The sequence below is a fragment of the Paraburkholderia dioscoreae genome (assembly GCF_902459535.1).
GTDB lineage: Bacteria > Pseudomonadota > Gammaproteobacteria > Burkholderiales > Burkholderiaceae > Paraburkholderia > Paraburkholderia dioscoreae.
This window is the reverse complement of the sequence record NZ_LR699553.1, coordinates 3,631,375-3,655,031: the sequence shown is the minus strand read 5'-3', so window position 1 is coordinate 3,655,031 and position 23,657 is coordinate 3,631,375. Positions and strand designations below refer to the sequence as shown.

The 23,657-nt window shown below is 61.7% G+C and carries 18 protein-coding genes; 3 read left to right on the top strand and 15 right to left on the bottom strand.

The annotated features are described in order from the left end of the window. Window positions 1-52 precede the first annotated feature (52 nt). The 7 genes from PDMSB3_RS16475 to PDMSB3_RS16445 all read right to left on the bottom strand — a co-directional run bounded on the left by PDMSB3_RS16475 (window position 53) and on the right by PDMSB3_RS16445 (window position 7,936). Entirely contained in the window at window positions 53-1,717 is a 1,665-nt protein-coding gene (locus PDMSB3_RS16475; protein ID WP_007180607.1) for an ABC transporter substrate-binding protein, read from the bottom strand. Between the two features lie 194 nt (window positions 1,718-1,911). After that, complete coding sequence (locus PDMSB3_RS16470; protein ID WP_007180608.1) at window positions 1,912-2,919, bottom strand: HoxN/HupN/NixA family nickel/cobalt transporter; 1,008 nt, start codon at window positions 2,917-2,919, stop codon at window positions 1,912-1,914. Between the two features lie 18 nt (window positions 2,920-2,937). Next, window positions 2,938-3,450, bottom strand: coding sequence for a cupin domain-containing protein (locus PDMSB3_RS16465; RefSeq protein ID WP_007180609.1), 513 nt, complete (start codon window positions 3,448-3,450; stop codon window positions 2,938-2,940). Between the two features lie 175 nt (window positions 3,451-3,625). Continuing rightward, the gene (fusA, locus tag PDMSB3_RS16460; protein WP_007180610.1) at window positions 3,626-5,731 is read right to left on the bottom strand and encodes an elongation factor G; all 2,106 of its coding nucleotides are present in this window, start codon (window positions 5,729-5,731) and stop codon (window positions 3,626-3,628) included. Between the two features lie 332 nt (window positions 5,732-6,063). After that, on the bottom strand, window positions 6,064-6,570 hold the full coding sequence (locus PDMSB3_RS16455) for a DUF192 domain-containing protein (RefSeq protein WP_007180611.1): 507 nt from the start codon (window positions 6,568-6,570) through the stop codon (window positions 6,064-6,066). A gap of 145 nt (window positions 6,571-6,715) precedes the next feature. Continuing rightward, entirely contained in the window at window positions 6,716-6,910 is a 195-nt protein-coding gene (locus PDMSB3_RS16450; RefSeq protein WP_011489640.1) for a hypothetical protein, read from the bottom strand. 456 nt (window positions 6,911-7,366) lie between these two features. Next, window positions 7,367-7,936, bottom strand: coding sequence for a pseudouridine synthase (locus PDMSB3_RS16445; protein WP_007180612.1), 570 nt, complete (start codon window positions 7,934-7,936; stop codon window positions 7,367-7,369). A gap of 332 nt (window positions 7,937-8,268) precedes the next feature. Here PDMSB3_RS16445 and icd point away from each other — a divergent pair, with 332 nt between their 5' ends. Then, a complete protein-coding gene (gene icd, locus PDMSB3_RS16440) occupies window positions 8,269-9,525 on the top strand; it encodes an NADP-dependent isocitrate dehydrogenase (RefSeq protein ID WP_007180613.1) in 1,257 nt (418 codons plus the stop codon). Between the two features lie 274 nt (window positions 9,526-9,799). On the opposite strand, the gene PDMSB3_RS16435 is transcribed toward icd, so the two are convergent. Then, window positions 9,800-10,006, bottom strand: a complete 207-nt coding sequence (locus tag PDMSB3_RS16435) for a cold-shock protein (RefSeq protein WP_007180614.1) — start codon at window positions 10,004-10,006, stop codon at window positions 9,800-9,802. Window positions 10,007-10,556: 550 nt separating this feature from the next. Between PDMSB3_RS16435 and clpS the strand changes: the two genes are divergently transcribed. Both clpS and clpA read left to right on the top strand, forming a co-directional pair. Then, on the top strand, window positions 10,557-10,871 hold the full coding sequence (gene clpS, locus PDMSB3_RS16430) for an ATP-dependent Clp protease adapter ClpS (protein ID WP_006050100.1): 315 nt from the start codon (window positions 10,557-10,559) through the stop codon (window positions 10,869-10,871). Next, window positions 10,868-13,165 (top strand): ATP-dependent Clp protease ATP-binding subunit ClpA, encoded by a 2,298-nt coding sequence (gene clpA / locus PDMSB3_RS16425; protein WP_007180615.1) that lies wholly within the window; start codon window positions 10,868-10,870, stop codon window positions 13,163-13,165. Before clpS ends, clpA begins: the two co-directional genes overlap by 4 nt. A gap of 66 nt (window positions 13,166-13,231) precedes the next feature. Here clpA and PDMSB3_RS16420 read toward each other — a convergent pair whose 3' ends face one another. The 7 genes from PDMSB3_RS16420 to PDMSB3_RS16390 all read right to left on the bottom strand — a co-directional run bounded on the left by PDMSB3_RS16420 (window position 13,232) and on the right by PDMSB3_RS16390 (window position 23,575). After that, complete coding sequence (locus tag PDMSB3_RS16420) at window positions 13,232-15,742, bottom strand: hypothetical protein (protein WP_007180616.1); 2,511 nt, start codon at window positions 15,740-15,742, stop codon at window positions 13,232-13,234. Window positions 15,743-16,162: 420 nt separating this feature from the next. Beyond that, entirely contained in the window at window positions 16,163-16,609 is a 447-nt protein-coding gene (gene dut / locus PDMSB3_RS16415) for a dUTP diphosphatase (protein WP_007180617.1), read from the bottom strand. 13 nt (window positions 16,610-16,622) lie between these two features. Further along, window positions 16,623-17,642 carry an LLM class flavin-dependent oxidoreductase gene (locus tag PDMSB3_RS16410; RefSeq protein WP_165186970.1) on the bottom strand — a complete coding sequence of 340 codons (1,020 nt, stop codon included), beginning with the start codon at window positions 17,640-17,642 and terminating at the stop codon, window positions 16,623-16,625. A gap of 79 nt (window positions 17,643-17,721) precedes the next feature. Further along, window positions 17,722-18,936, bottom strand: coding sequence for a bifunctional phosphopantothenoylcysteine decarboxylase/phosphopantothenate--cysteine ligase CoaBC (gene coaBC / locus PDMSB3_RS16405; RefSeq protein WP_165186969.1), 1,215 nt, complete (start codon window positions 18,934-18,936; stop codon window positions 17,722-17,724). Window positions 18,937-19,048: 112 nt separating this feature from the next. Next, a complete protein-coding gene (lspA, locus tag PDMSB3_RS16400; RefSeq protein WP_035518496.1) occupies window positions 19,049-19,558 on the bottom strand; it encodes a signal peptidase II in 510 nt (169 codons plus the stop codon). An 11-nt stretch (window positions 19,559-19,569) separates the two neighbouring features. After that, the gene (gene ileS, locus PDMSB3_RS16395) at window positions 19,570-22,407 is read right to left on the bottom strand and encodes an isoleucine--tRNA ligase (RefSeq protein WP_007180621.1); all 2,838 of its coding nucleotides are present in this window, start codon (window positions 22,405-22,407) and stop codon (window positions 19,570-19,572) included. A gap of 172 nt (window positions 22,408-22,579) precedes the next feature. Continuing rightward, window positions 22,580-23,575 carry a bifunctional riboflavin kinase/FAD synthetase gene (locus PDMSB3_RS16390; protein ID WP_007180622.1) on the bottom strand — a complete coding sequence of 332 codons (996 nt, stop codon included), beginning with the start codon at window positions 23,573-23,575 and terminating at the stop codon, window positions 22,580-22,582. Window positions 23,576-23,657: the final 82 nt, after the last annotated feature.

The window sequence follows — 23,657 nt, the reverse complement described above, 5'->3', positions numbered from 1 at the left end:
TCTCCTGCCGAAACGCGCTGGTGCTCGGGCGCTCAACCTCGGGCGTCCAGCATTACGCGCTCAACACCGCGCGGTCGAAGTAGAGTTGCGCGAGCGCGGTGAAGCGCACGCCGTTCACACCCTTGCGCATGGCGATCAGCTGATCGTAGAAGAACGGAATGATGATGGGCGTTTCATCGAGCAGCAGCGTCTGGATCTGCCCGGCGATTTTCCGCTGCGAGCCGAGATCGATGGCCGCAACGAATTGTGCGACCAGTTGATCGTATTGCGGATTCCTGAAGTGCGCGGCGTTCCATGTGCCGGTGCTGGTAAGCGGTGCATTCAGGAAGACGTTCGGCACGCCGCGATGACCGTAGTCGGTAATGCCGAGCGGCGAGTCCAGCCAATCCGATTTGCCCGGCGTGCCCGCGCCGTAATACAGCGACTGGCTTTCGATCTTCAGATTGATGCGCACGCCAATGGCCTTCGCCGCGTTTTGCACGACCACCGCGAGATCGGGAATCTCCATGTATTTTTCGGTGGTCAGCGTCACTTCGAAGCCGTTCGGCACGCCGGCTTGCGCAAGCAGCTGCTTCGCTTTGGCGACGTCGATCCTGCGTTGCGGAACACCCGCATCCGAAGACGGAAACACCGGCGCGAACGGACTGTCGTTGCCGAGTTGCGCGCGCCCTTTGAACAGGCCGCGCACCAGCACGTCGCGATCGATCGACAACGCCAGTGCCTGGCGCACGCGCTTGTCCTTGAACAGCGGATTGTCGTTGCGCATGTGAATCTGCCGGTGCGCGCTTGACTTCACGCCCACGGCCTTGTAATCCGGATTGTTCAGAATGCCGGCGCCGCCCTGCACGGTGAAGGTGCCCATCACGTCGGCCTGATGGCCTTGCAGCGCAAGCAATTGTGCCTGTTCGTCGGCGTAGAACGAGAACTGTACGCGTTGCGGTAACGCTTTTTCGCCCCAGTAATCGGGATTGCGCACGAACGACGCGCCCACCTTCGCCTGATACTTTTCGAGCTTGAACGGACCTGTGCCGATGAAGCTCTTTTCATAACCGCCCGCGTAGTTCGCGGGCAGGATCACGGCGTTGTAATTGTCCGAGGAAACGTAATACGGGAAGTTGCCGTTCGGCGCGTCCAGATGAAACGCGACCGTGTGGTCGTCGATCACTTTGGCGCCGCCTTTCGACAGCACGCCCTTGAGCACGGAAAGCGCCGCCGAGCCGCTCGCCGGATCGGCCAGGCGGTCGAACGTGGCGACCACGTCTTTGGCGCTGAACAACTGGCCGTCGTGGAACTTGACGTTCGGACGCAGCTTGAAGGTCCACACGTCGCCTTTGTCGTTCGGTTTCCACGACAACGCGAGTGCCGGCTTGAGTACGAGCTTTTCGCCGTCGTCGTCGATCAGGAATTCGCCGGTCTGGTTCAGCAGCGCGAGGCTGGCGGCATCCGTCACGGTGAGCGGATCGACCGCGCCGGCCGGTGTCAGGTGAGCCACGCGGATGGTCTGATTCGACGCGGCCGCGGTGCCTTGCGCACGCGCTTGCGGCGCATTCAGCACGCCGGCGCCGGCCAGCGACAAACCGATCACGCTTGCATAGCGCAGCAGATCGCGGCGCGTGATGCGGCCGGCGACGAATTCGTCGATGGCGTGGTTGCCGTAGGCGTCGGCGGTGAGGCGGGCTGCGTCGAGTGCGGGAAATCGGTTCGCGGGAGTCTTCATCGATGGAGTGTCCAGTCCGTTCTGTTGCCGGTTCTGAAAGGCCGCGCCGGATGCGCGCGACCCGGCGACGGTAGTGCAATGACGAAAGCGGCGAGCGAAGCGGTTTTAGTGTAAAGGATTGCTGGCGGGTTCGGCGTGCTCGCGGCGTTACCGGGTTGCCGATTGGCGGATAAAAGGACCGGTGTGTATCGCCATCACAACGCCCGGCGCCAGCGATGGAACAGCACCGAGCCGATCCAGCACGCCATGAACACCGCGACGATGCCGTAACCCAGCACGCCGAAGCGGTCGTTCACGCTGGCGATCGCATCCCATACGCCGCCGTTCAGACCGAGCTTGTCCGACAGCAGCCCCAACGCTTCAACGCCGCCGATCACGATCGCCACCACCGCCGAGACAAAGGTGATGCTCGCGTTGTAGTAGAGCTTGCGTTTCGGGTCGTCCATGGCCCAGCCGTACGCATGCACCATCAGCACGTTGTCGGTCGAATCGACCAGCGTCATGCCGGCGGTGAAGAGCGCGGGAAACACGAGAATCGAATAGAGCGGCAGACCTTTGCCGGCTTCGGAAGCGGCGATCGCGAGCAAACCGATCTCGGTCGCGGTATCGAAGCCGAGGCCGAACAGCACGCCGACCGGGTACATGTGCCAGCTTTTCGTCACGAGCCTGAAGAGCGGACGCAACGCGCGCGACAGCAGACCTGCCGGCGCAATCGAGTCCGGCGTTTTAGCAGGCAATTCGCCGCTTTGCTGGACATGGCGATAACGGCGCCAGACGTCACGCAGAATCACGAGATTGACGGCTGCGAGCACCAGCAGGAAGCTCGCGGAGACGAGCGTGCCGATGGTGCCGCCCACGGCCTTGAAAGTCTCGAAGCGGCCATGCAGCGAATGCGCGGTCCACGCTATGCCGATCGTCGCGAGGATCACGATGGTCGAATGCCCCAGCGAAAACGACAGCCCGACGCCGAGCGGCCGTTTGCCGGCTTGCATGAGCTTGCGTGTGACGGCGTCGATCGCCGCGATGTGATCGGCGTCGACCGCATGGCGCAGGCCGAAGCCGTAGGCGAGCAGCGCGGTGCCGAGCAGCAGCGGGTAGTGGCGAAACGCGATCAGGGCCCACGCCCACGCGCCGAGATTGGCGGCGATCAGCACGGCGTATAGCGTGAAGAGGCGAGGGCGCAGCGAAGCGGTCGGCGTCATGAGTTGCGTGGGCGGGAGTTAATGATCGTGCGGATGCTTGTGAATCGGATCGACCCAGAACACCGTCTCGGGTTGTTCCACCGCGTCGATGTTCAGATTAACCACTACCGCTTCGTTGTCGCTGCGCACCAGCACGCATTCGAGCGGGTCGTCGGTACTCGCGTTGATCTCCTGATGCGGCACATACGGCGGCACGAAAATGAAGTCGCCGGGACCGGCTTCGGCGGTGAACTCCAGATGCTCGCCCCAACGCATGCGCGCCTGGCCGCGTACCACGTAGATCACGCTTTCGAGCGCGCCGTGATGATGTGCGCCGGTCTTCGCATTCGGGTGGATCGTCACGGTGCCGGCCCAGATCTTCTGCGCGCCCACGCGTGCGGCATTGATCGCCGCCGCGCGATTCATGCCCGGCGTTTGCGCCGTGTTGCTATCGAGCTGGTCGCCCTTGATGACTTTCACGCCGTGCTCGCGCCAATCGGGCGCGGTGGGCGGCACGTCTTTGTAATGCGGATGTTCGTGATCGTGGCTCATGATGTGTCTCCTCGTGGGCGTGAGTTCCGGCGTTCGGCACGGCGCCTTCCGGCATTTTTGCACGTTCAAAAACGTGCGTGTGAAGAAGCCCTGGGCGCGTTGCAGCGGACGAAAAAAAGCCCGTCCACCGGGGACGGGCTTCGAGCCGTTGGCATGAATGCCTTTGGCGTAGTGCTTACTTCTGCTTCGCGTTGATCACGGCTTCAGCGACGTTGTTCGGCGTTTCCGCATAGTGCTTGAACTCCATCGTGTAGGTCGCGCGGCCTTGCGTCGCGGAGCGCAGCGACGTGGAGTAACCGAACATCTCCGCGAGCGGCACTTCGGCGCGCACCAGCTTCCCGCCGCCCCCGGCGATGTCTTCCATGCCTTGCACGAGTCCGCGGCGGCTCGACAGGTCGCCCATCACGTTGCCCATGAAGTCTTCCGGCGTTTCCACCTCGACGGCCATCATCGGTTCGAGCAGCACGGGTTTGGCCTTGCGCATCGCTTCCTTGAAGGCCATCGAGCCGGCCATGCGGAACGCGTTTTCGTTCGAGTCAACGTCGTGGTACGAACCGAAGGTGAGCGTCACCTTCACGTCGACCACCGGATAGCCCGCGAGCACGCCGGCCTTCAGCGTTTCCTGGATGCCCTTGTCGACGGCCGGAATATATTCACGCGGAATCACACCGCCCTTGATCGCGTCGACGAATTCGTAGCCCTTGCCTTGTGGCGCCGGCTCGAGCGTAATCACCGCATGGCCGTATTGACCGCGGCCGCCCGACTGCTTGACGAATTTGCCTTCGACGTCTTCGACCTTGTTGCGCACCGTCTCGCGATACGCAACCTGCGGCTTGCCGACCGTTGCCTCGACGCCGAACTCGCGCTTCATGCGGTCGACCAGAATTTCCAGGTGCAGCTCGCCCATGCCCGAGATGATGGTCTGGCCGGATTCTTCATCGGTCTGCACGCGGAACGACGGATCTTCCTGGGCAAGACGGTTCAACGCGATGCCCATCTTTTCCTGGTCGACCTTGGTCTTCGGCTCGACGGCCTGCGAGATCACCGGCTCCGGGAAGATCATCTTTTCGAGGATGATCACGTGGTTCGGATCGCACAGCGTGTCACCCGTGGTCGCTTCCTTCAGGCCGACAGCCGCGGCGATGTCGCCCGCGTACACTTCCTTGATTTCCTTGCGTTCGTTGGCGTGCATCTGCAGGATCCGGCCAAGGCGTTCCTTCTTTTCCTTGATCGCGTTGTAGACCGTGTCGCCCGAATTCACCACGCCGGAATAGACGCGGAAGAAAATCAGCTGGCCGACGAACGGGTCGGTCATGATCTTGAAGGCGAGTGCCGAGAACGGATCGGTATCGGTCGGATGGCGCTCGATTTCCTTGTCGTGTTCGTCGTGGCCGGTGATGGCGGGCACGTCCACCGGTGACGGCAGATAGTCGATCACCGCGTCGAGCATGGCTTGCACGCCCTTGTTCTTGAACGCGCTGCCGCACAGCATCGGCACGATTTCGTTGGCAATGCAGCGCACGCGAATGCCGTGCTTGATTTCCTCTTCGGTCAATGTTTCGCCGCCGAGGTATTTGTCGAGCAGTTCCTCATTCGCTTCGGCTGCGGCCTCGACCATCTTGTCGTGCCATTCCTTTGCGGTCGCCGCGAGTTCCGGCGGAATATCACGGTACTCGAATTTGATGCCCTGGTTCTCTTCGTCCCAGAAGATCGCCTTCATCTTGACGAGGTCGACCACGCCCTGGAAGTGTTCTTCCGCGCCGACCGGAATCTGGATCGGCACCGCGACGCCCTTCAGGCGATCGCCGATCTGCCGCTGCACACGGAAGAAGTCCGCGCCCACGCGGTCCATCTTGTTGACGAACGCAATGCGCGGCACCTTGTACTTGTTCGCCTGACGCCACACGGTTTCGGACTGCGGCTGCACGCCGCCGACCGAGTCGTACACCATGCACGCGCCGTCGAGCACGCGCATGGAGCGCTCCACTTCGATCGTGAAGTCGACGTGGCCCGGCGTGTCGATGATGTTGATCCGGTGTTCCGGATAGTTGCCGGCCATACCCTTCCAGAAAGCAGTGGTGGCCGCCGACGTAATGGTGATGCCGCGCTCCTGCTCCTGTTCCATCCAGTCCATCGTCGCCGCACCGTCGTGAACCTCGCCGATCTTGTGGGTCACGCCGGTGTAGAACAGGATGCGTTCAGTGGTGGTGGTTTTGCCGGCATCGATGTGAGCGCTAATGCCGATATTCCGGTAGCGCTCGATGGGAGTCTTGCGGGGCACGTGAACCTCCTTGGAATGGCGCGCCTGAAACGCTTGCCGGGCAGCAGTCTGTGCTGTCCGGGGAGCCTGGGTGCTGCTTTACTAAGATTACTAGGATAGCGCGTCGGCCCGTCTTTTGCAGGAATCTTCCCGGTTGGCCGCGAACGGGTGCTGGCAGGGCTTCGGCTGCCCGTGCGGCGTGCTTTGGTGCGACGCGATACGGCGTGACAGGGTGCTCATGCCGCGGCGCGCAAATAAAAGAGCCGGCGCCTCGTGACAAGGCACCGGCTTGCGGAAAGCGGTGAAGCAAAGTGGTGAGGCGAGCGGCGGCGCGCTCCTGCGGACGGCGCGCTTTATTGCGCGGCGGGCAAGCCCTGGATCTTCATCCCCGGTTTGATGCCTTTCGACGTGAACCAGCCTTTGCTCATTTCCAACGCATACACGCCGTTGTTCTTCGGGCAGTGATTGTTGGTGGTCTCGGCCTGCATCTCGTCGATGTCGGTGACCGTGCCGTCGGCGCGCATGAATGCGATCGACAGCGGGATCAACGTGTTCTTCATCCAGAAGCAATGCACCGCGTTTTCATTGAAGACGAACAGCATGCCTTCGTTCGGCGCGAGGTTCGTGCGATACATGAGGCCTTGCTCGCGGTCCGCGTCGTTCGCAGCGACAGCGGCGTCGATCACGAACATGCCCGCGGTCAGTTTCGCGCGCGGAAATTCGCCAGGCTGTTTAGCGCCGGCCGGCATCTGCTGCGCGTGAGCAGGTGCGATGGTTGTGGCGGTGAATGTCAACGCGGCGAGCGGCAATGCAACGGCAATGGCGAAACGCGCAATCAACGAGCGCATGGGAAATCGCACGGCATGACTCCTTGCTGGAAATTAACCCGCGAATGTTACGCGAGCGCGTCAAAAACAAAAAGGCAGATCGCCTTGCGGTGATCTGCCTTTCAACGCCGTAAGAACGGCAATGAAGCTAGTTCTTGACTGCGTTTTTACAACAAACTTACTCCGAAGCGCCCGAAGCTGCAGCTGCTGCTGCTGCCTTCTTGTGCGACTTCTTGTGAGCGTGCTTCGTGGTCTTCTTTGCCGACGAAGCTGCTGCTGCCGGAGCTGCCGAAGCTGCTGCCGGTGCCGAAGCTTGTGCGAATGCTGCCGTTGCGAAGAGACCAGCGACCAGAGCGGCGATCAGTTTGTTCATTTTGTGAATCCTCAGCTTTAGTTAATTAACCAAATGACCCGGTTATATATGGAGTCATGTCGGTAAACGTGCCATCCACCTTTCGGTTGACAGCCGCATCGAACAAATTTTCGACACGTCTGCGTTAGCGCTCAGACTCCCCGCACTTACCGCAAGAGCGGCTTGCACAAAGGCCCTTAAGGCTGAATGCCGGATAGCTTCGGGCGGCATCTGCGTCGAATAACGCCTGAGCTCGCGCAGCGGTTGACGCGAAATTTGTGGAAAACTTATAAGCCGATGGATTGATTCAGATCACGTGCCACGACGTTGTCATGGGTGTCATTGTTTCACGCGTTTTTCACAGTGGTTTCACGCGCTATTTTGTTTGCGGATACAACGAGTTAGGTATTGTGCCGCGGTGTGAAGTGGAGGCGTTGAGCGGATTCGGCGAGCACTCGGTCATGCGTGGGCGCATGATCACATCATGCCTTTCCACGGCGCATCCGGCGGTAAATCGACGCTCTCTCCCGGTTGCAGCCCGAGCGAAAACACGTCGAGTGCGCCGATGCCCACGCGCACCAGGCGCAATGTCGGAAACCCCACGGCGGCAGTCATGCGACGCACCTGGCGGTTCTTGCCTTCGGTGATCGACAATTCGATCCATGTGGTCGGTATCGCGGCGCGATAGCGGATCGGCGGCGTGCGTACCCAGAGGGTGTCGGTTGGTTCCACGTACTCGGCGCGACAGGGCCGCGTCACGTAGTCGCCGAGATCGACGCCGCGTGCGAGCTTCTTTAGTGTGGCCGCATCGACCGCGCCTTCCACTTGCGCCCAATAACGTTTGACGAGTTTGTGACGCGGCTCGGCAATGCGCGCCTGCAACGCGCCGTCGTCGGTGAGAAGCAGCAGGCCTTCGCTATCGGAGTCGAGCCGGCCTGCCGGATACACGTTGGGCACCTTGACCCAGTCGGCCAGCGACGCGCGCGTTTCGTGCGGCGAGAACTGGCAGATAGTGCCGAACGGTTTGTTCAGAGCGAGAAGGCGCATAGTGGATGAAATGAGAGTCGCGACGCGCCGTTGCGGCGCTCATGCCGCGCAGCCCCGGGAGGCGTCGGGCCAATAGTAAATGGCGGGATAATAAAGCATAATGCGCGACGCTAAGCTCGTTGTCTTATATAAGACATAAGAGTTGTGCCTCGCTGGATTGACTTCGTCCATGTTGGAAAACCCCGAGCCGCCGCGGCCTCGGCGCAGCGTTCGCGTGGGCTAGAATAGCGGCCAGGCCGCTTGCCGGCGTGCGGCATTGCGCGTAGCGAGGAGCGCCCCCGTTTTCGCAGTCTCCCATCAGCTTTCAGCATAGCCTTCACTGGAGTCCGATCATGCCGTATCAGCACATCAAGGTTCCGACCGGCGGTGACAAGATCACCGTCAATCCCGATTTCTCGCTCAACGTGTCGGACCAGCCGATCATTCCGTACATCGAAGGCGACGGCACCGGCATCGACATCACGCCGGTCATGATCAAGGTCGTGGATGCCGCTGTGGAAAAAGCGTATGCAGGCAAGCGAAAAATCCACTGGATGGAAATCTACGCCGGCGAGAAGTCCACCAAGGTGTACGGCCCGGATGTGTGGCTGCCCGAAGAGACGCTGCAGGTGCTCAAGGAGTATGTCGTCTCGATCAAGGGCCCGCTCACCACGCCGGTGGGCGGCGGCATCCGTTCGCTGAACGTCGCGCTGCGCCAGGAACTGGATCTGTATGTGTGCTTGCGTCCGGTGCAGTATTTCAAGGGTGTGCCTTCGCCGGTGCGCGAGCCGGAGAAAACCAACATGGTGATCTTCCGCGAAAACTCGGAAGACATCTACGCGGGTATCGAGTGGCCGGCCGAATCGGAGCAGGCGAAAAAGATCATCAAGTTCCTGCGCGAAGAAATGGGCGTGAAGAAGATCCGCTTCCCGGAAACGTCGGGGATCGGCATCAAGCCGGTGTCGCGTGAAGGCACGGAGCGTCTGGTGCGCAAGGCGATCCAGTACGCGCTCGACCACGATCGCCGTTCGGTCACTCTGGTGCACAAGGGCAACATCATGAAGTTCACCGAAGGCGCGTTCCGCGACTACGGTTACGCGCTGGCGCAAAAGGAATTCGCCGCGGAACTGATCGACGGCGGCCCGTGGATGAAGATCAAGAATCCGAAGACGGGCGGCGACATCGTCCTGAAGGACGTGATCGCGGATGCGTTCCTGCAGCAGATTCTGCTGCGTCCGGCTGAATACGACGTGATCGCCACGCTGAACCTGAATGGCGACTATGTGTCGGATGCGTTGGCCGCGCAGGTCGGCGGTATCGGTATCGCACCGGGTGCGAACATGTCGGATTCGGTCGCGATGTTCGAAGCCACGCACGGCACTGCGCCGAAATACGCCGGTAAGGACTACGTGAATCCAGGCTCGGAAATTCTTTCGGCGGAAATGATGCTGCGCCATCTCGGCTGGACCGAGGCAGCGGATCTGATCATCAAGTCGATGGAAAAATCGATTCTGCAAAAACGCGTCACGTACGATTTCGCGCGCCTGATGGAAGGCGCGACGCAGGTGTCGTGTTCCGGTTTCGGCCAGGTGCTGATCGAGAATCTGTAAGCAGCTTGCGTTGGGCCGAACTGGTTCGCATGTACAACCCCGGCGCCGGGAGGCGGCCGGGGTTGTGTGTTTGTGGCTTCACGCGATGTTTTCGTAACGCGCGAGCTGAAGCGCAAAACGTGACACTCGGCAGCAGACCGAAGAAATTACCCGATATATGGGACATGTGCGCGCCGGATACAACCAGAACAAGCCTCGGAGCGACCAGAGGACGAAACCCAAAAAAAGAAACCCGGCACGGAGCCGGGTTTCAAAGGACGGGTATCGAGCAGCTTCAGGCAGGCGCCTGAATGTTCGATGCCTGTTTGCCTTTCGGGCCTTGCACGACCTCGAAGGTTACCTTTTGGCCTTCCTTGAGGGTCTTGAACCCATTCATCTGGATGGCCGAGAAGTGTGCAAACAGATCCTCGCCACCTTCGTCAGGCGTGATGAATCCGAAACCTTTTGCGTCATTGAACCATTTGACCGTACCAGTTGCCATTCCAACTTCCCCTGTAACTCATGTCACTACCACGAGCCCTCGAAAAGCTCGACGACCGCGCGATGCAGCCGCTCCCTCCTCACAAGCTCACCATCGGCATTTTTTCGAAATTATGGCTTGGTGAAAAAAGTGCCAGCTTGATTGTTGAGGCTCTTTATTCGGGTGTCAAGAAAATTTTGAGATGCCGTTGCCGCGTTGCAAACAGGCACTTTCCAGGGTTTTTCCCGCTTTCGTTATGTGCGGTTGCGCAAGCGGGCCGTCTTGAAAAGTCGCATAATCGACTCACCTGCTGTTCAGCGGGTCGCCTCGGCGAAGACTGGGCCAGGCGAGCCGTCAGCCAGCTACGGCAGGTTGTGCGATACTCGATCCGACTGCGGCGCAGCACGGCCGCAAGCATCACAGGATAGGGGCCGGCTCCGCAAATCGGCTCGTCGATTTAACGCACGCGTGGCGGGGAATCGCCCATCAGGCGGTCGCGAACGGGCTTACTGGCCGGTTGGCCGGGTTTTGACAGGATTGCGGGCCTGTCCTAGTTGTTTAGAATGGGTGTATGGCGATTATCCCGGACAAGCAGGACGGCACCGTACTGGAGCGGCAGGAGAAAAAGCTCAAGCCGCCATCCATGTACAAGGTGGTGCTGCTGAATGACGACTTCACGCCGATGGAATTTGTCGTGATGATCGTGCAGGAATACTTCAATAAAGATAGAGAAACCGCAACACAGGTAATGTTGAAGGTGCATCGCGAGGGCAGGGGAGTTTGTGGGGTCTATACGCGGGACATCGCGTCGACCAAAGTCGAGCAAGTCGTTACCCACGCACGGCAGGCCGGGCATCCGCTGCAGTGTGTGATGGAGGAAGCATGATTGCCCAGGAACTGGAAGTCAGCCTGCACATGGCGTTCATGGAAGCACGCCAGGCGCGGCACGAGTTCATAACGGTCGAACATCTTTTGCTGGCACTGTTGGACAATCCGACAGCAGCGGAGGTGTTGCGTGCATGCGCGGCCAATATCGAGGATCTGCGCCAGAACCTGCGCAACTTCATTCATGACAACACGCCGACCGTGCCTGGCACGGACGACGTCGACACGCAGCCCACGCTGGGTTTCCAGCGTGTGATCCAGCGCGCGATCATGCATGTTCAGTCCACCTCGAATGGCAAGAAGGAAGTGACCGGCGCCAACGTGCTGGTCGCGATCTTCGGCGAGAAGGATTCGCACGCGGTGTACTACCTGCAGCAGCAGGGCGTGACGCGTCTGGACGTGGTCAATTTCATCTCGCACGGCATCGCCAAGACGAGCAGCACCGACGCCGCGAAAGCGAGCGACGCGAATGCCGAGTCCGACGAAGCCGCCGCGCAGAAAGAAACCCCGCTCGCGCAGTTCACCCAGAACCTGAACCAGATGGCGAAAGACGGCCGCATCGATCCGCTGATCGGGCGCGAGTCGGAAGTCGAGCGTGTGGTGCAGGTGCTGTGCCGTCGTCGCAAGAACAATCCGCTGCTGGTCGGTGAGGCCGGCGTCGGCAAGACCGCGATCGCCGAAGGTCTCGCGTGGCGCATTACGCGCGGCGAAGTGCCGGACATTCTGGCGGATGCCCAGGTGTATTCGCTCGACATGGGCGCGCTGCTCGCCGGCACCAAGTATCGCGGTGACTTCGAACAGCGCCTGAAGACGGTTCTCAAGGAATTGAAGGAACGTCCGCACGCCATCCTGTTCATCGACGAAATTCATACGCTGATCGGCGCAGGCGCTGCGTCGGGCGGTACGCTGGACGCGTCGAACCTGCTCAAGCCGGCGCTGTCGTCGGGCACGTTGAAGTGCATTGGCGCGACCACGTTCACGGAATATCGCGGCATTTTCGAAAAAGACGCGGCATTGTCGCGCCGTTTCCAGAAGGTCGACGTGACCGAGCCGACCGTCGAACAGACGGTGGCGATCCTGCGTGGCCTGAAGTCGCGCTTCGAAGAGCACCACGGTGTGAAGTATTCGTCGGGCGCGCTGTCGGCGGCGGCTGAGTTGTCGGCACGCTTCATCACGGATCGTCATCTACCGGACAAGGCGATCGACGTGATCGACGAAGCCGGCGCGGCGCAACGCATCCTGCCGAAGTCGAAGCAGAAGAAGACTATCGGCAAGAACGAGATCGAGGAAATCATTTCGAAGATTGCCCGCGTCCCGCCGCAAAGCGTGTCGCAAGACGATCGCAGCAAGCTGCAAACGCTGGATCGCGATCTGAAGAGCGTGGTGTTCGGGCAAGACCCGGCTATCGACGCGCTGTCGGCCGCGATCAAGATGGCGCGTGCGGGTCTGGGCAAGCTGGACAAGCCGATCGGCGCATTCCTGTTCTCCGGCCCCACGGGCGTCGGCAAGACCGAAGTGGCGAAGCAACTGGCGTTCACGCTGGGCATCGAGCTGATCCGCTTCGACATGTCGGAATACATGGAGCGTCATGCGGTCAGCCGTTTGATCGGCGCGCCGCCGGGCTATGTCGGTTTCGACCAGGGCGGTCTGCTGACCGAAGCTGTCACGAAGAAGCCGCATTGCGTGCTGCTGCTCGACGAAATCGAGAAGGCGCATCCGGATATCTACAACGTGCTGCTGCAGGTGATGGACCACGGCACGCTGACGGACAACAACGGCCGCAAGGCGGATTTCCGCAACGTCATCATCATCATGACGACGAATGCGGGCGCCGAGGCAATGGGCAAGTCGGTGATCGGCTTCACGAATCGTCGGGAAACCGGCGACGAAATGGTCGACATCAAGCGCATGTTCACGCCGGAGTTCCGCAACCGTCTGGATGCAACGATCAGCTTCCGCGCACTGGATGAAGAAATCATCATGCGCGTGGTCGACAAGTTCCTCATGCAGCTGGAAGATCAGTTGCACGAGAAGAAGGTCGATGCGCTCTTCACCGACGCACTGCGCAAGCATCTCGCCAAGCACGGTTTCGATCCGCTCATGGGCGCACGGCCGATGCAGCGTCTGATTCAGGACACGATCCGTCGTGCACTGGCGGACGAACTGCTGTTCGGCAAGCTGATGAACGGCGGTCGCGTGACGGTCGACGTGGATGCGGAAGACAAGGTCCAGTTGACGTTCGACGAGCATCCGGCTCCGCGCAATCCGAATCCGGAAGCGGTGGAAGTCGAATAAGCGTAAGCGTTAGTACTAAAAAACGGCGTGGACTCATAGGTCCACGCCGTTTTTTTTGGGCCGATGCTATTGATCGAACTTGATCGGATCGTCCATGTAGGCATTCAGCTTTTCTCTCGCCCAGGCCTCGGGATTGCCGATCGCCGAGACAATGCCGGTTGTCGCGCCGCCGCCCAGCAGGACGGTGAAGATGCCGCGCAGCGGGAAGTCGCCATACAGCGGATTCGAAATGTCGAATGGTTCGGACCGGAGGAACATATCTTCGGCGGTGACACCCATGGATTGCTGGAACGCCGGCGGGAATTGAAGCGCCAGAATAGTCGGATGCACGTTGCGATAGTCGGAGCCGATTGTCGGATCGCCCAGCAAACAACTGCCACCGGTTCCCCAATGCTGAGAGTCGAAATCAGCCGCGACCGGGTCGGTCGTATTCGGAATGCGGCTCGCGGGAATCTGCCACGGCATTACCGGCAATTTGAGTGCGCGGCTCACTGTCTTGCAGAAATCGAAGTAGCGTTTCCATTCGCGAGGACCATAGCAGTAGCCGTTCACGTACGCGCGCTGCGTGAAGTCGTCCGCTTCGTAGCGGTCGATCGCGAGGAAGTCGGGCGCGTACGGACCGTCGTACACGCCGAGGCTGACAACATAGTCAGACGTCTGCTGCGCCATCTGCGCCGTTTTGTCGGTGTCCTCATAAATCCACTCCGAGTAGCCGACACCCCAGAGATTGATCTGCCAGCCGAAAGTCACGCTTGGCGCTACCGTGCGGGTCAGCCAGTTCACGGCGAGGACGTAGCCCGCAATGTCCTCGGTGATATTGTCGGGAATGGCTGCGGAGAGCGACCAATGGTCGAGCGCGGTTTGCAGCGGACCGCGCACCGGCATGGCGTAGGTCGCGCCGAAGTTGGCCTGCTCGCACGCGCCGAGAAAGTCCGGGTTCACGATGAAACCTGCCGGCACCGGGTGATCGTTGTCGATCGCCTCCGTGGCGATGTTGAGTGCCAGGATGTAGTTCGCGAAGCTGTGCGCGTGCGCGTCGGCGTTGGCGAGGATCGTCGGCGTGTCGCCGAGCGACAGGTTGCAGGTGTACGAGACCATCACGGGCAGCACGGGCTGACCCTTGCCCAGTTGCGTTTCGACGTTGCGAGCGAGGGTGATCGTCGTTCTGGTCTGCACGTCGTCGCTCAGGAACACGTTCGAGTCTCCGGCGCCGTCGGTGCCGGCGTAATCGAAGACCGACGTCGCGCGCGCCGCCGCGAAGTCGGCCAGATTGCTCGGCTGCAAATCGGCGCAGCCACCGAAGCATAGATACTCGGGGAAACCGCGCACGTGCAGATCGGCGGATGCGCCGACCGTCACGTCGAGTTCAATGTGGCCGTCACCGTTCACGTCCAACTGCGCTGGCCCGCTGACCGCATATACGACGCCCGCCGACAGGAAGTCGGCGGTCTCCACCGTGTAATGCCCCGGCCGGACGAGTGCCGAGAAAGCGGTTTGCTGCGATTCGACGGCAACTGTCTGCAGATAGTTCATGTCGCTGGCGATCAGGCGCAAGTCGATCTGGCGATCGAGCGTCTGTTCGGCAGTGACCTCGATCGCGACCTTGACGTATCCCGACGTATTGACTGGCTTGCTCGCCATCGTCGAGTCGTCGATAACCACCTTGTGCAGTGCGTCTGTCAGCGTGATATCCGGCACCGCGAACGAGTAGTTGACGTCGTTCAGTGCGACCTTTTGTATCGATACGCGCGCAGTGCCCGACGGCGGCAGTTTTCGCAGCGACGTCACGCTGTTGGTCGTTGCGTCGAATGCAGCGAGGGTGTTGCCGGTCTTGCTGTCGGTCAGCGTAACACTGAGCGTTTCCTTCGACAAACCCGCGAGCGACCCGATCGAAATGTCGAGCGCGCAATATCGCTCTACCGGCCCGAATGTCACTTTGATCGTCGAGGTATTGCCTGCGGTGACTTCCACCGAAGTGGGACTGATGACAAGCGGCGCAACGACAGTCTCATCGACAGTAGCAATGCTGTCGCCGCTCACCGTGTAGCCGCCCTGTTCGAGACTCGCGGTGACGCTCCCGCTGTAGCTAAGCGGCAAGGTGGTGACCATGCTGCCTTGGGCGAGCGTGAGAACGGGCGTCACGTTCGCCAGCGCCGGGTCCGGCGCCGTCTCGCACGCGGCGGACACCGTGCCGAAGATTGTCGGCTCGTGATCGGCCGCGAACACGAATGAGTCGAGCCAGGTGTCCGGATGGGCGACAAGGTTGCCGTTGATGCCGATCGTGATCTGATCGGGCGGCTGCATCGTATAGGACGTGGTGAACGGTATCGTCACCGTGACGTCGAAGTCGCCGTCGCCAATTTGCGAGGCTTGCACGGAAGTCTCGCCCACCACCCAACTGATGAACTGCGGCTGGATGGCCGTGGCATCCAGATTGGCCGGCGAATGGAAGTTGAATGCGAGGAACTCGCTGACGTTGACAGCGCTGCCGTCTTCATAGCGCAGGTTGGAGACGATGATCGTGCCATACCATTCATTGGCACCCGGGCCGACGATTGCATCATATTCGATCTTCATGGTGACTCCATTCAGGTTGTCCGGTGAACTTGGGCTGCTTGCCCGGATGGGCGAAGAAAAAGTTCTGTCCGGAGAGCAATGCATCCGTACCAGATTGGATATGGTATGGATAACTAAGTAAATCTATGAATTGAAGATAATGATATAAACCTCCTTTGTCTGGCTTTGAGGGGAACTCAGAAACGGGAAACGAAAGCAGGAACTGGAAAACGGGAACGTGATGTGGCCAGCAATCAATCAGCAAGTGTGGCCGGATGGATCGGAGAGGCTGGTGGTTGATTTATAGGTGGGAGAAGTGAAGGTCCAAATCGGATAATTCCGAATCTGGGTCGTCGGAGAAAGACGCGAGGAGGGTTTGAAACGAGGGAGAGAGCCGTGCTGGATTGGGCTCAACCAGCACGGGTTTGGGGGAAATCTGTCTTAATGCTTGCCCGTGCTGCCGAAACCACCCGCGCCACGCTCGCTGGTTTCGAAGTCGTCGACGATATTGAACTCCGCCTGCACGACCGGCACGATAACCAGTTGCGCCAGACGCTCCATTGGGTTCAGCACGAAGGTGGTCTCGCCGCGGTTCCACGTCGAGATCATCAGTTGGCCTTGGTAATCCGAATCGATCAGACCGACGAGATTGCCGAGCACGATCCCGTGCTTATGTCCCAATCCCGAGCGCGGCAGAATCAGTGCGGCATAGCCCGGATCGCCGACGTGAATCGCCAGACCCGTCGGCACTAGCGCGGTCTCGCCGGGCTTCAGCGTCAACGGTTCGTCGAGGCACGCGCGCAGGTCGAGGCCCGCGCTGCCGGTGGTGGCGTAAGCCGGGAGCTGATCGCGCATGCGCGCGTCGAGGATCTTCAGGTCGAGTTTCATGCAGGTTGGAAGGTTAAGGAGTGGACGCCGGGCGTTCGAGTTGGAACGCCTCGGCAAGAAGTTCATAGGAGCGCAACCGGGCGCGATAGCTGCCCGCAACGGTGAGCACGATCAGCTCGTCCGCCTGGAACTGCTCCTGCAACGCATGAAGCCGTTCAGTGACGGTTGCCGGCGTGCCGATGATACTGCGCGGCTTTTCGCGCGAGATCACGAGCTGCTCGCGCTCGCCGTACTCCTGCGCGATGCCCTGTTCGATGGACGGAATCGGTTCGTTCAAGCCATAGGCCATCTGCACGCGGCGCAGGTCGACGGCTTTTTCGAGATCCGCGGCTTCCTGTTCGGTGTCCGCGCAGATCACGAACACGGCGGCCGCCAGATACGGCTGCTGTAACCCGTGGCCGGCCTTGAAGCGCTCGCGATACGCATGCGCGACCTGGTGCCCGAAATGCGCGTTGATGAAGTGCGCAAACGCAAACGGAATGCCGAGTTGCGCGGCCAGCAGTCCGCCGAATTCACTCGACCCCAGCATCCACACTTGCGGACGCGTATCGATTTGCGGTTGCAGCAGCACGCCGCTCGCAATGTGATCGGCGGGCAACGTGCCGTGCATCAGGCCGAGCAGATCGGCCACTTGCTGCGGAAAAATATCGCCGCGATTGTAGTCGCCGGCGGCGACCGCTTGCGCGGTGCGCATGTCGCCACCCGGCGCACGTCCCACGCCCAGATCGATACGATTGGGGAACAGCGCCTCGAGCATCATGAATTGCTCGGCGACCTTGAATGGGCTGTAATACGGCAGCATCACGCCGCCGGAGCCCAGCCGGATGTGGCTCGTCACACTGCCCAGGCGCGCCAGCATCACCTCGGGGCAGGGATTCGACACGCCGCGCAGGCCATGATGCTCGGCGCACCAGTAACGCGTGTAGCCGAGGTCGTCGGCGAATTGCGCGAGTTCAACCGTGGCGGCAATCGCGTCCGCCACCGAGTGCCCGGCGATCACCGGCGTTTGATCGAGTACGGATAGTCGCGTCATGTCTGTACCGCTCCAGATGATTCCAATTCGCTTGCGCGACTCACGGCGAGCGCATCGGCGTGCGTGCGGCCGGGACGGTTCAGCGAATCAGACTTGTGTCGGGCAGACGCCTGGCGATCTCCGCGATCAGCGCGCGCGCGAGCGTCTGCTTGTCGGCGCGTGGCAGCCTGGTCGTGCCGCCTGCTTCGAACAGGATCACTTCGTTATCGTCGAGGCCGAAAGTCTGCGGGCCGAGATTGCCGATCAGCAGCGGCACATTTTTGCGCACGCGCTTTTCTTCGCCGTGGACTTCGAGGTCGCCGCTTTCCGCGGCGAAGCCGACCGTGAACGGCGGATGCGGCAGTTTTGCCACCGAAGCCAGAATGTCCGGATTTTCGACGAACGTGAAGCTCGGCAGCGCGCGATCCGTGGTCTTCTTGATCTTGTGCTCGCTGGCGTGATCGACGCGCCAGTCCGCCACCGCGGCCACGCCGATGAAGATGTCGGCGTCCGCGATCGAGTGCATTACCGCGTCGTGCATCTGCTGGGCGGTTTGCACGTCCTGGCGGAACACGCCCCAAGGCGTTTCCAGAGCGACGGGGCCGGCGACCAGATGCACCTCGGCGCCCGCCTGTTGCGCGGCGCGCGCCAGCGCAAAACCCATCTTGCCGCTGGAGCGGTTGGTGATGCCGCGCACCGGATCGAGCGGTTCGAAGGTCGGCCCGGCGGTCAACAGCACGCGCCGGCCGCTGAGGATTTTCGGCGCGAAGAACGAGGCGACGGCTTCGTAGGTGGCGGCGGCTTCGAGCATGCGCCCGTCGCCGACTTCGCCGCACGCTTGCGGGCCGGAATCGGGGCCGAGCACTTCGACGCCGTCCGCGCGCAATTGCGCGACGTTGCGTTGGGTGGCCGGGTTCTGCCACATCTGCCGGTTCATGGCCGGCACGACCAGCAGCGGACAATCGCGCGCGACGCACAGCGTCGACAGCAGGTCGTCGGCCATGCCGTGCGCGAGTTTGGCGAGGAAATCGGTGGAGGCGGGCGCGATCACGATCGCATCCGCTTCACGCGACAGATCGATGTGCGCCATGTTGTTCGGCACGCGCCCGTCCCACTGGCTGGTATAGACCGGACGGCCGGACAGCGCCTGCATGGTGACAGGCGTGATGAACTGCGTGGCCGCTTCGGTCATGACGACCTGCACGGTCGCGCCGGCCTTGGTCAACAGACGCGTGAGTTCGGCGATCTTGTAGCAGGCAATGCCGCCCGTCATGCCAAGGACGAGGTGTTTTCCTGCGAGTTCTGCGGTTGCCAACGAAAGCCTCCGACAAAGCGTGGTGGCGCTCAGCGGGGCGGGGCGTTGCATCCCGCCGCCGCGCCTTTCAAACCGTACTGGCGCGCGAACCTGAGCGCGAGCGACTGCGGCCTTAGCGTACGCTGCCGCGTACGCGCCGCAACTCGTCGAGCACGAGCAAGATCGCGCCGACCGTGATCGCGCTGTCGGCAAGATTGAACGCCGGCCAGTGCCACGTGCGCACGTGAAAATCGAGGAAATCGATCACGTGGCCATACGCGAGCCGATCGATCACGTTGCCGAGCGCGCCGCCGAGAATCAGCGCGAGCGCCGTGCAGAACATTTTCTGCCCGCCGTGGCGCTTGAGCAGATAGCAGATCACCAGCGCGGCCACCACGCCGAGCGCGGTGAACGCCCAGCGTTGCCAGCCGCCCGCCATTGCGAGGAAGCTGAACGCCGCGCCGCGGTTGTACACGAGGATCAGGTTGAAAAACGACGTGACCTCATGCGCGACACCGTAGGCGAACACCTTCTGGACTGCGATTTTCGTCAACTGATCGAACAGAATGACGATCAGCGCAACCCCAAGCCAGGGCGCCAGCGACCCGTTTGCGGCAGATGTTTTCGACGCGGTTTTCGACATGGTTCTCGCCATTATGCCGCGCTCCTGATTTCACCGTTGCCGAACAGATTGCTGAAGCAGCGGCCGCACAGCGTGGGGTGTTCGGCGTTCGCGCCGACATCCGCGCGATAGTGCCAGCAGCGTTCGCATTTCAGATACTTCGAGGCGATCACTTCGACGCCTTCTTCCGCTTCGCTGTCCACCTTCACCACGCTCGCCGCCGACGTGATCAGCACGAACTTCAGGTCGTCGCCGAGGCTCGTGAGTGCGTCGTAGCGTGCGCCGCTGGCGCGGATTTCCACTTCCGCCTGCAGGGACGAGCCGATCAGGTTGGCCACGCGCGCTTCTTCCAGCGCCTTGGTCACGTCGCTGCGGGCGGCGCGCAGAAGCGTCCATTTGTCGAGCAGCGCGCCGGTTTCCGGCACGGCCGGGAACGCGTGGTACGTCTCGGTGAAGATCGTCTCGCTGTTCGGCTCGAAGATCTTCCACGCTTCTTCTGCGGTGAACGACAGGAAAGGCGCCATCAGACGCAGCAGGCCGTGCGCGATGTGATACAGCGCGGTCTGTGCCGAACGGCGCGCGACGGAGTCCGCGGCGGTCGTGTACAGACGGTCTTTCAGCACGTCCAGATAGAAGCCGCCGAGGTCTTCCGAGCAGAACGTCTGCAGCTTGGCGACCACCGGGTGGAATTCGTACTTCTCGTAGTGCGAGAGGATGTCGTTTTGCAGATTCGCCGACAGCGCCACCGCATAGCGGTCGATCTCGAGCCAGTCTTCGACCGGACGCGCGTGCTGCGCGAAGTCGAAGTCCGACAGGTTCGCGAGCAGGAAGCGCAGCGTGTTGCGGATACGGCGATAGCCTTCCGTGACGCGTTTCAGGATTTCTTCCGAGATCGCCAGCTCGCCCGAGTAATCGGTCGAGGCGATCCACAGGCGGATGATTTCCGCGCCGAGGCGGTTCGCCACTTCATGCGGATCGATACCGTTGCCGAGCGACTTGCTCATCTTGCGGCCTTCGCCGTCCACGGTGAAGCCGTGCGTGAGCAGCGCGTTGTACGGCGGGCGGCCGTCGAGCATCGAGGCGGTCAACAGCGACGAGTGAAACCAGCCGCGGTGCTGGTCCGAGCCTTCCAGATAGAGGTCGGCCGGGAATTGCAGTTCGTCTTTGTGCGAGCCGCGCAGCACGTGCCAGTGCGTGGTGCCCGAATCGAACCACACGTCGAGCGTGTCGCGGTTCTTCTCGTACATGTTGGCGTCGTCGCCGAGCAGCTCGCGCGGGTCGAGCGACTGCCAGGCTTCGATGCCGGCCTTCTCGACGCGTTGCGCGACTTCTTCGAGCAACTCCAGCGTACGCGGATGCAGCTCGCCGGTTTCCTTGTGAACGAAGAACGCCATCGGCACGCCCCATTGGCGTTGGCGCGACAGCGTCCAGTCCGGGCGATTCGCGATCATGCTGAACAGGCGCTGCTTGCCCCACGCGGGATAGAACGCGGTGTTTTCGATGCCTTCGAGCGCGGTCTCGCGCAGCGTCCTGTCGGTATCGTTCGGCTTCACGTCCATGCCGGCGAACCATTGCGACGTGGCGCGGTAGATGATCGGCGTCTTGTGGCGCCAGCAGTGCATGTAGCTGTGCGTGTACTTCTCGGTGCGCATCAGCGTGCCGGCGCCTTGCAGCGCTTCGACGATCTGCGGATTGGCCGCCCAGATCGACAAGCCGCCGAACAGCGCGAGCGATTCGATATAGCGGCCGTCGCCCATCACCGGATTGATGATGTCGGAGTCGGACATGCCGTGCGCCTTGCACGACACGAAGTCTTCCACGCCATACGCCGGCGACGAGTGCACGACGCCCGTGCCCGATTCAGTGGTCACGTAGTCGCCGAGATAGACCGGCGAGGTGCGCTTGTAGCTCGGATGCGCGGACGCAAGCGGATGGTTGAAACGCAGATTGACGAGCTTCGCGCCCGGCGTGGTGGCGACGATCGTGCCTTCCAGACCGTATTGCTTCAGGCACGCTTCGACGCGCTCTTCCGCGAGGATCAGCAGCCCGCGCGGCGTATCGACCAGCGCGTAGACGATTTCCGGATGCAGGTTCAGCGCCTGGTTGGCGGGGATGGTCCACGGCGTGGTAGTCCAGATCACGATACCGCCTTCGTTGCGCGGCAGCGCATTCAAGCCGAACGCCTCAGCGGTCTTTCCCGGCTCGGCGAAGCTGAACAGCACGTCGATGGTCGGATCGGTCTTGTCCTTGTACTCGACTTCCGCTTCGGCGAGCGCCGAGCCGCAGTCGAAACACCAGTTCACCGGCTTCAGGCCCCGGAACACGTAGCCTTTTTCCATGATCTTCGCGAGCGCGCGGATTTCGCCGGCTTCGTTGGTGAAGTTCATGGTCTTGTACGGATTGTCCCAGTCGCCGAGCACGCCCAGACGCCGGAAGCCGACCTTCTGCTTCTCGATCTGCTCGGTCGCGTAGGCACGCGCCTTCTGCATGACTTCAGCGGCCGGCAGCGATTTGCCGAACTGCTTTTCGATCTGGATTTCGATCGGCATGCCGTGGCAATCCCAGCCCGGCACGTAGACCGCGTCGAAGCCCGCCAGATTGCGCGCCTTGACGATCATGTCCTTCAGGATCTTGTTCACCGCATGGCCGAGGTGGATGTCGCCGTTCGCATACGGCGGGCCGTCGTGCAGGATGAACTTCTTGCGGCCCTTGGAGGCGGCGCGGATCTTCTCATAGATCTTGCGTTCCTGCCATTCCTTGACCCATTGCGGCTCGCGCTTGGGCAAATCGCCGCGCATCGGGAACGGCGTGTCGAGCAGGTTGAGCGGGTAGCGTGACTGCGGTTTCGAATCGGCTTTCTTGTTGCTCATGATGAGGTCGCGGTGAATTCTTTCTATGCGCAGCAGGGCGCGGAATGCGCACGATGCGCGAGGGGCGTGGGGCGCGCCCGGCAGGCATGTCGCGTGACTCACGGACGCCCTTCGATGCGCGCGGCGAAGGTCCACGCATGCGGTGCTTAAGCGCTTGCGTGGACCACGGCGGTTATCTAATTCGGTCGGTGGCCGAGGTGGCGAAGCCGGTGGAGCGGCTGCCCGGCGTGCCGGCGCCGACGGCCGCGAACCACGCGCGCGCGTTGGCTACGTCGCGCGCAATGGCGGCGGTCAGCGTTTCGAGGTCGACGTACTTTTCCTCGTCGCGCAGCTTCTTCAGAAATTCGACGCGCACGAGTTTGCCATACGCGTCGCCATGCCAGTCGAGCAGGTGAACTTCGAGCAGCACGCGACCGGAATCGTCCACCGTGGGGCGCAGGCCGAGGCTTGCGACGCCGGGCAGCGGTTCATCCCCCACGCCATGCACGCGCACCACGAAAATGCCCGCGAGCGCCGGGCGCTTGTGGGCGATCGGCAGGTTCAGCGTGGGGAAGCCGAGATCGCGGCCGAGCTTCATGCCGTGCACGACGTGGCCGCTGATCACGTAGTCGCGGCCCAGTGCGGCGCGTGCCGAGTCGAGGTCGCCCGCCACCAGCGCCGCGCGCACGCCCGAGCTGGAAATGCGCGCGCCCGACGGATCGGCCACTGTGGCCATCTGTTCGACTTCGAAACCGTGTTGCTGCCCCGCGGCCTTGAGCGACGCGAAGTCGCCGGCGCGTTTTGCGCCGTAGCGGAAGTCGTCGCCGATCATGACCCAGCGCGCATGCAGCCCGTTGACGATGATCCGTTCGACGAACGCGTCCGGCGACTGGCTCGCGAACGTGTGATTGAAATGCTCGACCACTACCCGGTCGACGCCGTTGGTGCGCAGTGCCTCGAGCTTGTCGCGCAGCATGGCGATGCGCGGCGGCGCGCCCGCCGGGTTGAAGAATTCGCGCGGGTGCGGCTCGAAGGTCATCACGCAGACAGGCAGGCCGCGTGCATCGGCAGCCGCCCGCACGTGGGCGAGCAGAGCCTGATGGCCGCGGTGGACACCGTCGAAGTTGCCGATGGTCAGTGCGCAGGGCGCACGGCTTTCAGCATTGGGAAGACCGCGGAAGACTCTCACGATAGCGGGTTTGAGGTGGAGCGGCCGGGGTGCCGCAAAACGAACGATTATAAACGTTCAGCGCGGTGGACGGCGGAGCGTC

Bases quoted from the DNA above. Each gene is read 5' to 3' on its own strand.
- dut (WP_007180617.1), bottom strand. From the start codon at position 16,609: ATGAAACTCGACCTGAAGATCCTCGACGCGCGCATGCGCGATCAGCTC.
- PDMSB3_RS16420 (WP_007180616.1), bottom strand. From the start codon at position 15,742: ATGAAGATCGAATATGATGCAATCGTCGGCCCGGGTGCCAATGAATGG.
- lspA (WP_035518496.1), bottom strand. From the start codon at position 19,558: ATGTCGAAAACCGCGTCGAAAACATCTGCCGCAAACGGGTCGCTGGCG.
- PDMSB3_RS16435 (WP_007180614.1), bottom strand. From the start codon at position 10,006: ATGGCAACTGGTACGGTCAAATGGTTCAATGACGCAAAAGGTTTCGGA.
- PDMSB3_RS16410 (WP_165186970.1), bottom strand. From the start codon at position 17,642: ATGACGCGACTATCCGTACTCGATCAAACGCCGGTGATCGCCGGGCAC.
- ileS (WP_007180621.1), bottom strand. From the start codon at position 22,407: ATGAGCAACAAGAAAGCCGATTCGAAACCGCAGTCACGCTACCCGCTC.
- PDMSB3_RS16445 (WP_007180612.1), bottom strand. From the start codon at position 7,936: ATGCGCCTTCTCGCTCTGAACAAACCGTTCGGCACTATCTGCCAGTTC.
- clpA (WP_007180615.1), top strand. From the start codon at position 10,868: ATGATTGCCCAGGAACTGGAAGTCAGCCTGCACATGGCGTTCATGGAA.
- PDMSB3_RS16465 (WP_007180609.1), bottom strand. From the start codon at position 3,450: ATGAGCCACGATCACGAACATCCGCATTACAAAGACGTGCCGCCCACC.
- PDMSB3_RS16450 (WP_011489640.1), bottom strand. From the start codon at position 6,910: ATGAACAAACTGATCGCCGCTCTGGTCGCTGGTCTCTTCGCAACGGCA.
- icd (WP_007180613.1), top strand. From the start codon at position 8,269: ATGCCGTATCAGCACATCAAGGTTCCGACCGGCGGTGACAAGATCACC.
- PDMSB3_RS16475 (WP_007180607.1), bottom strand. From the start codon at position 1,717: ATGAAGACTCCCGCGAACCGATTTCCCGCACTCGACGCAGCCCGCCTC.
- PDMSB3_RS16470 (WP_007180608.1), bottom strand. From the start codon at position 2,919: ATGACGCCGACCGCTTCGCTGCGCCCTCGCCTCTTCACGCTATACGCC.
- clpS (WP_006050100.1), top strand. From the start codon at position 10,557: ATGGCGATTATCCCGGACAAGCAGGACGGCACCGTACTGGAGCGGCAG.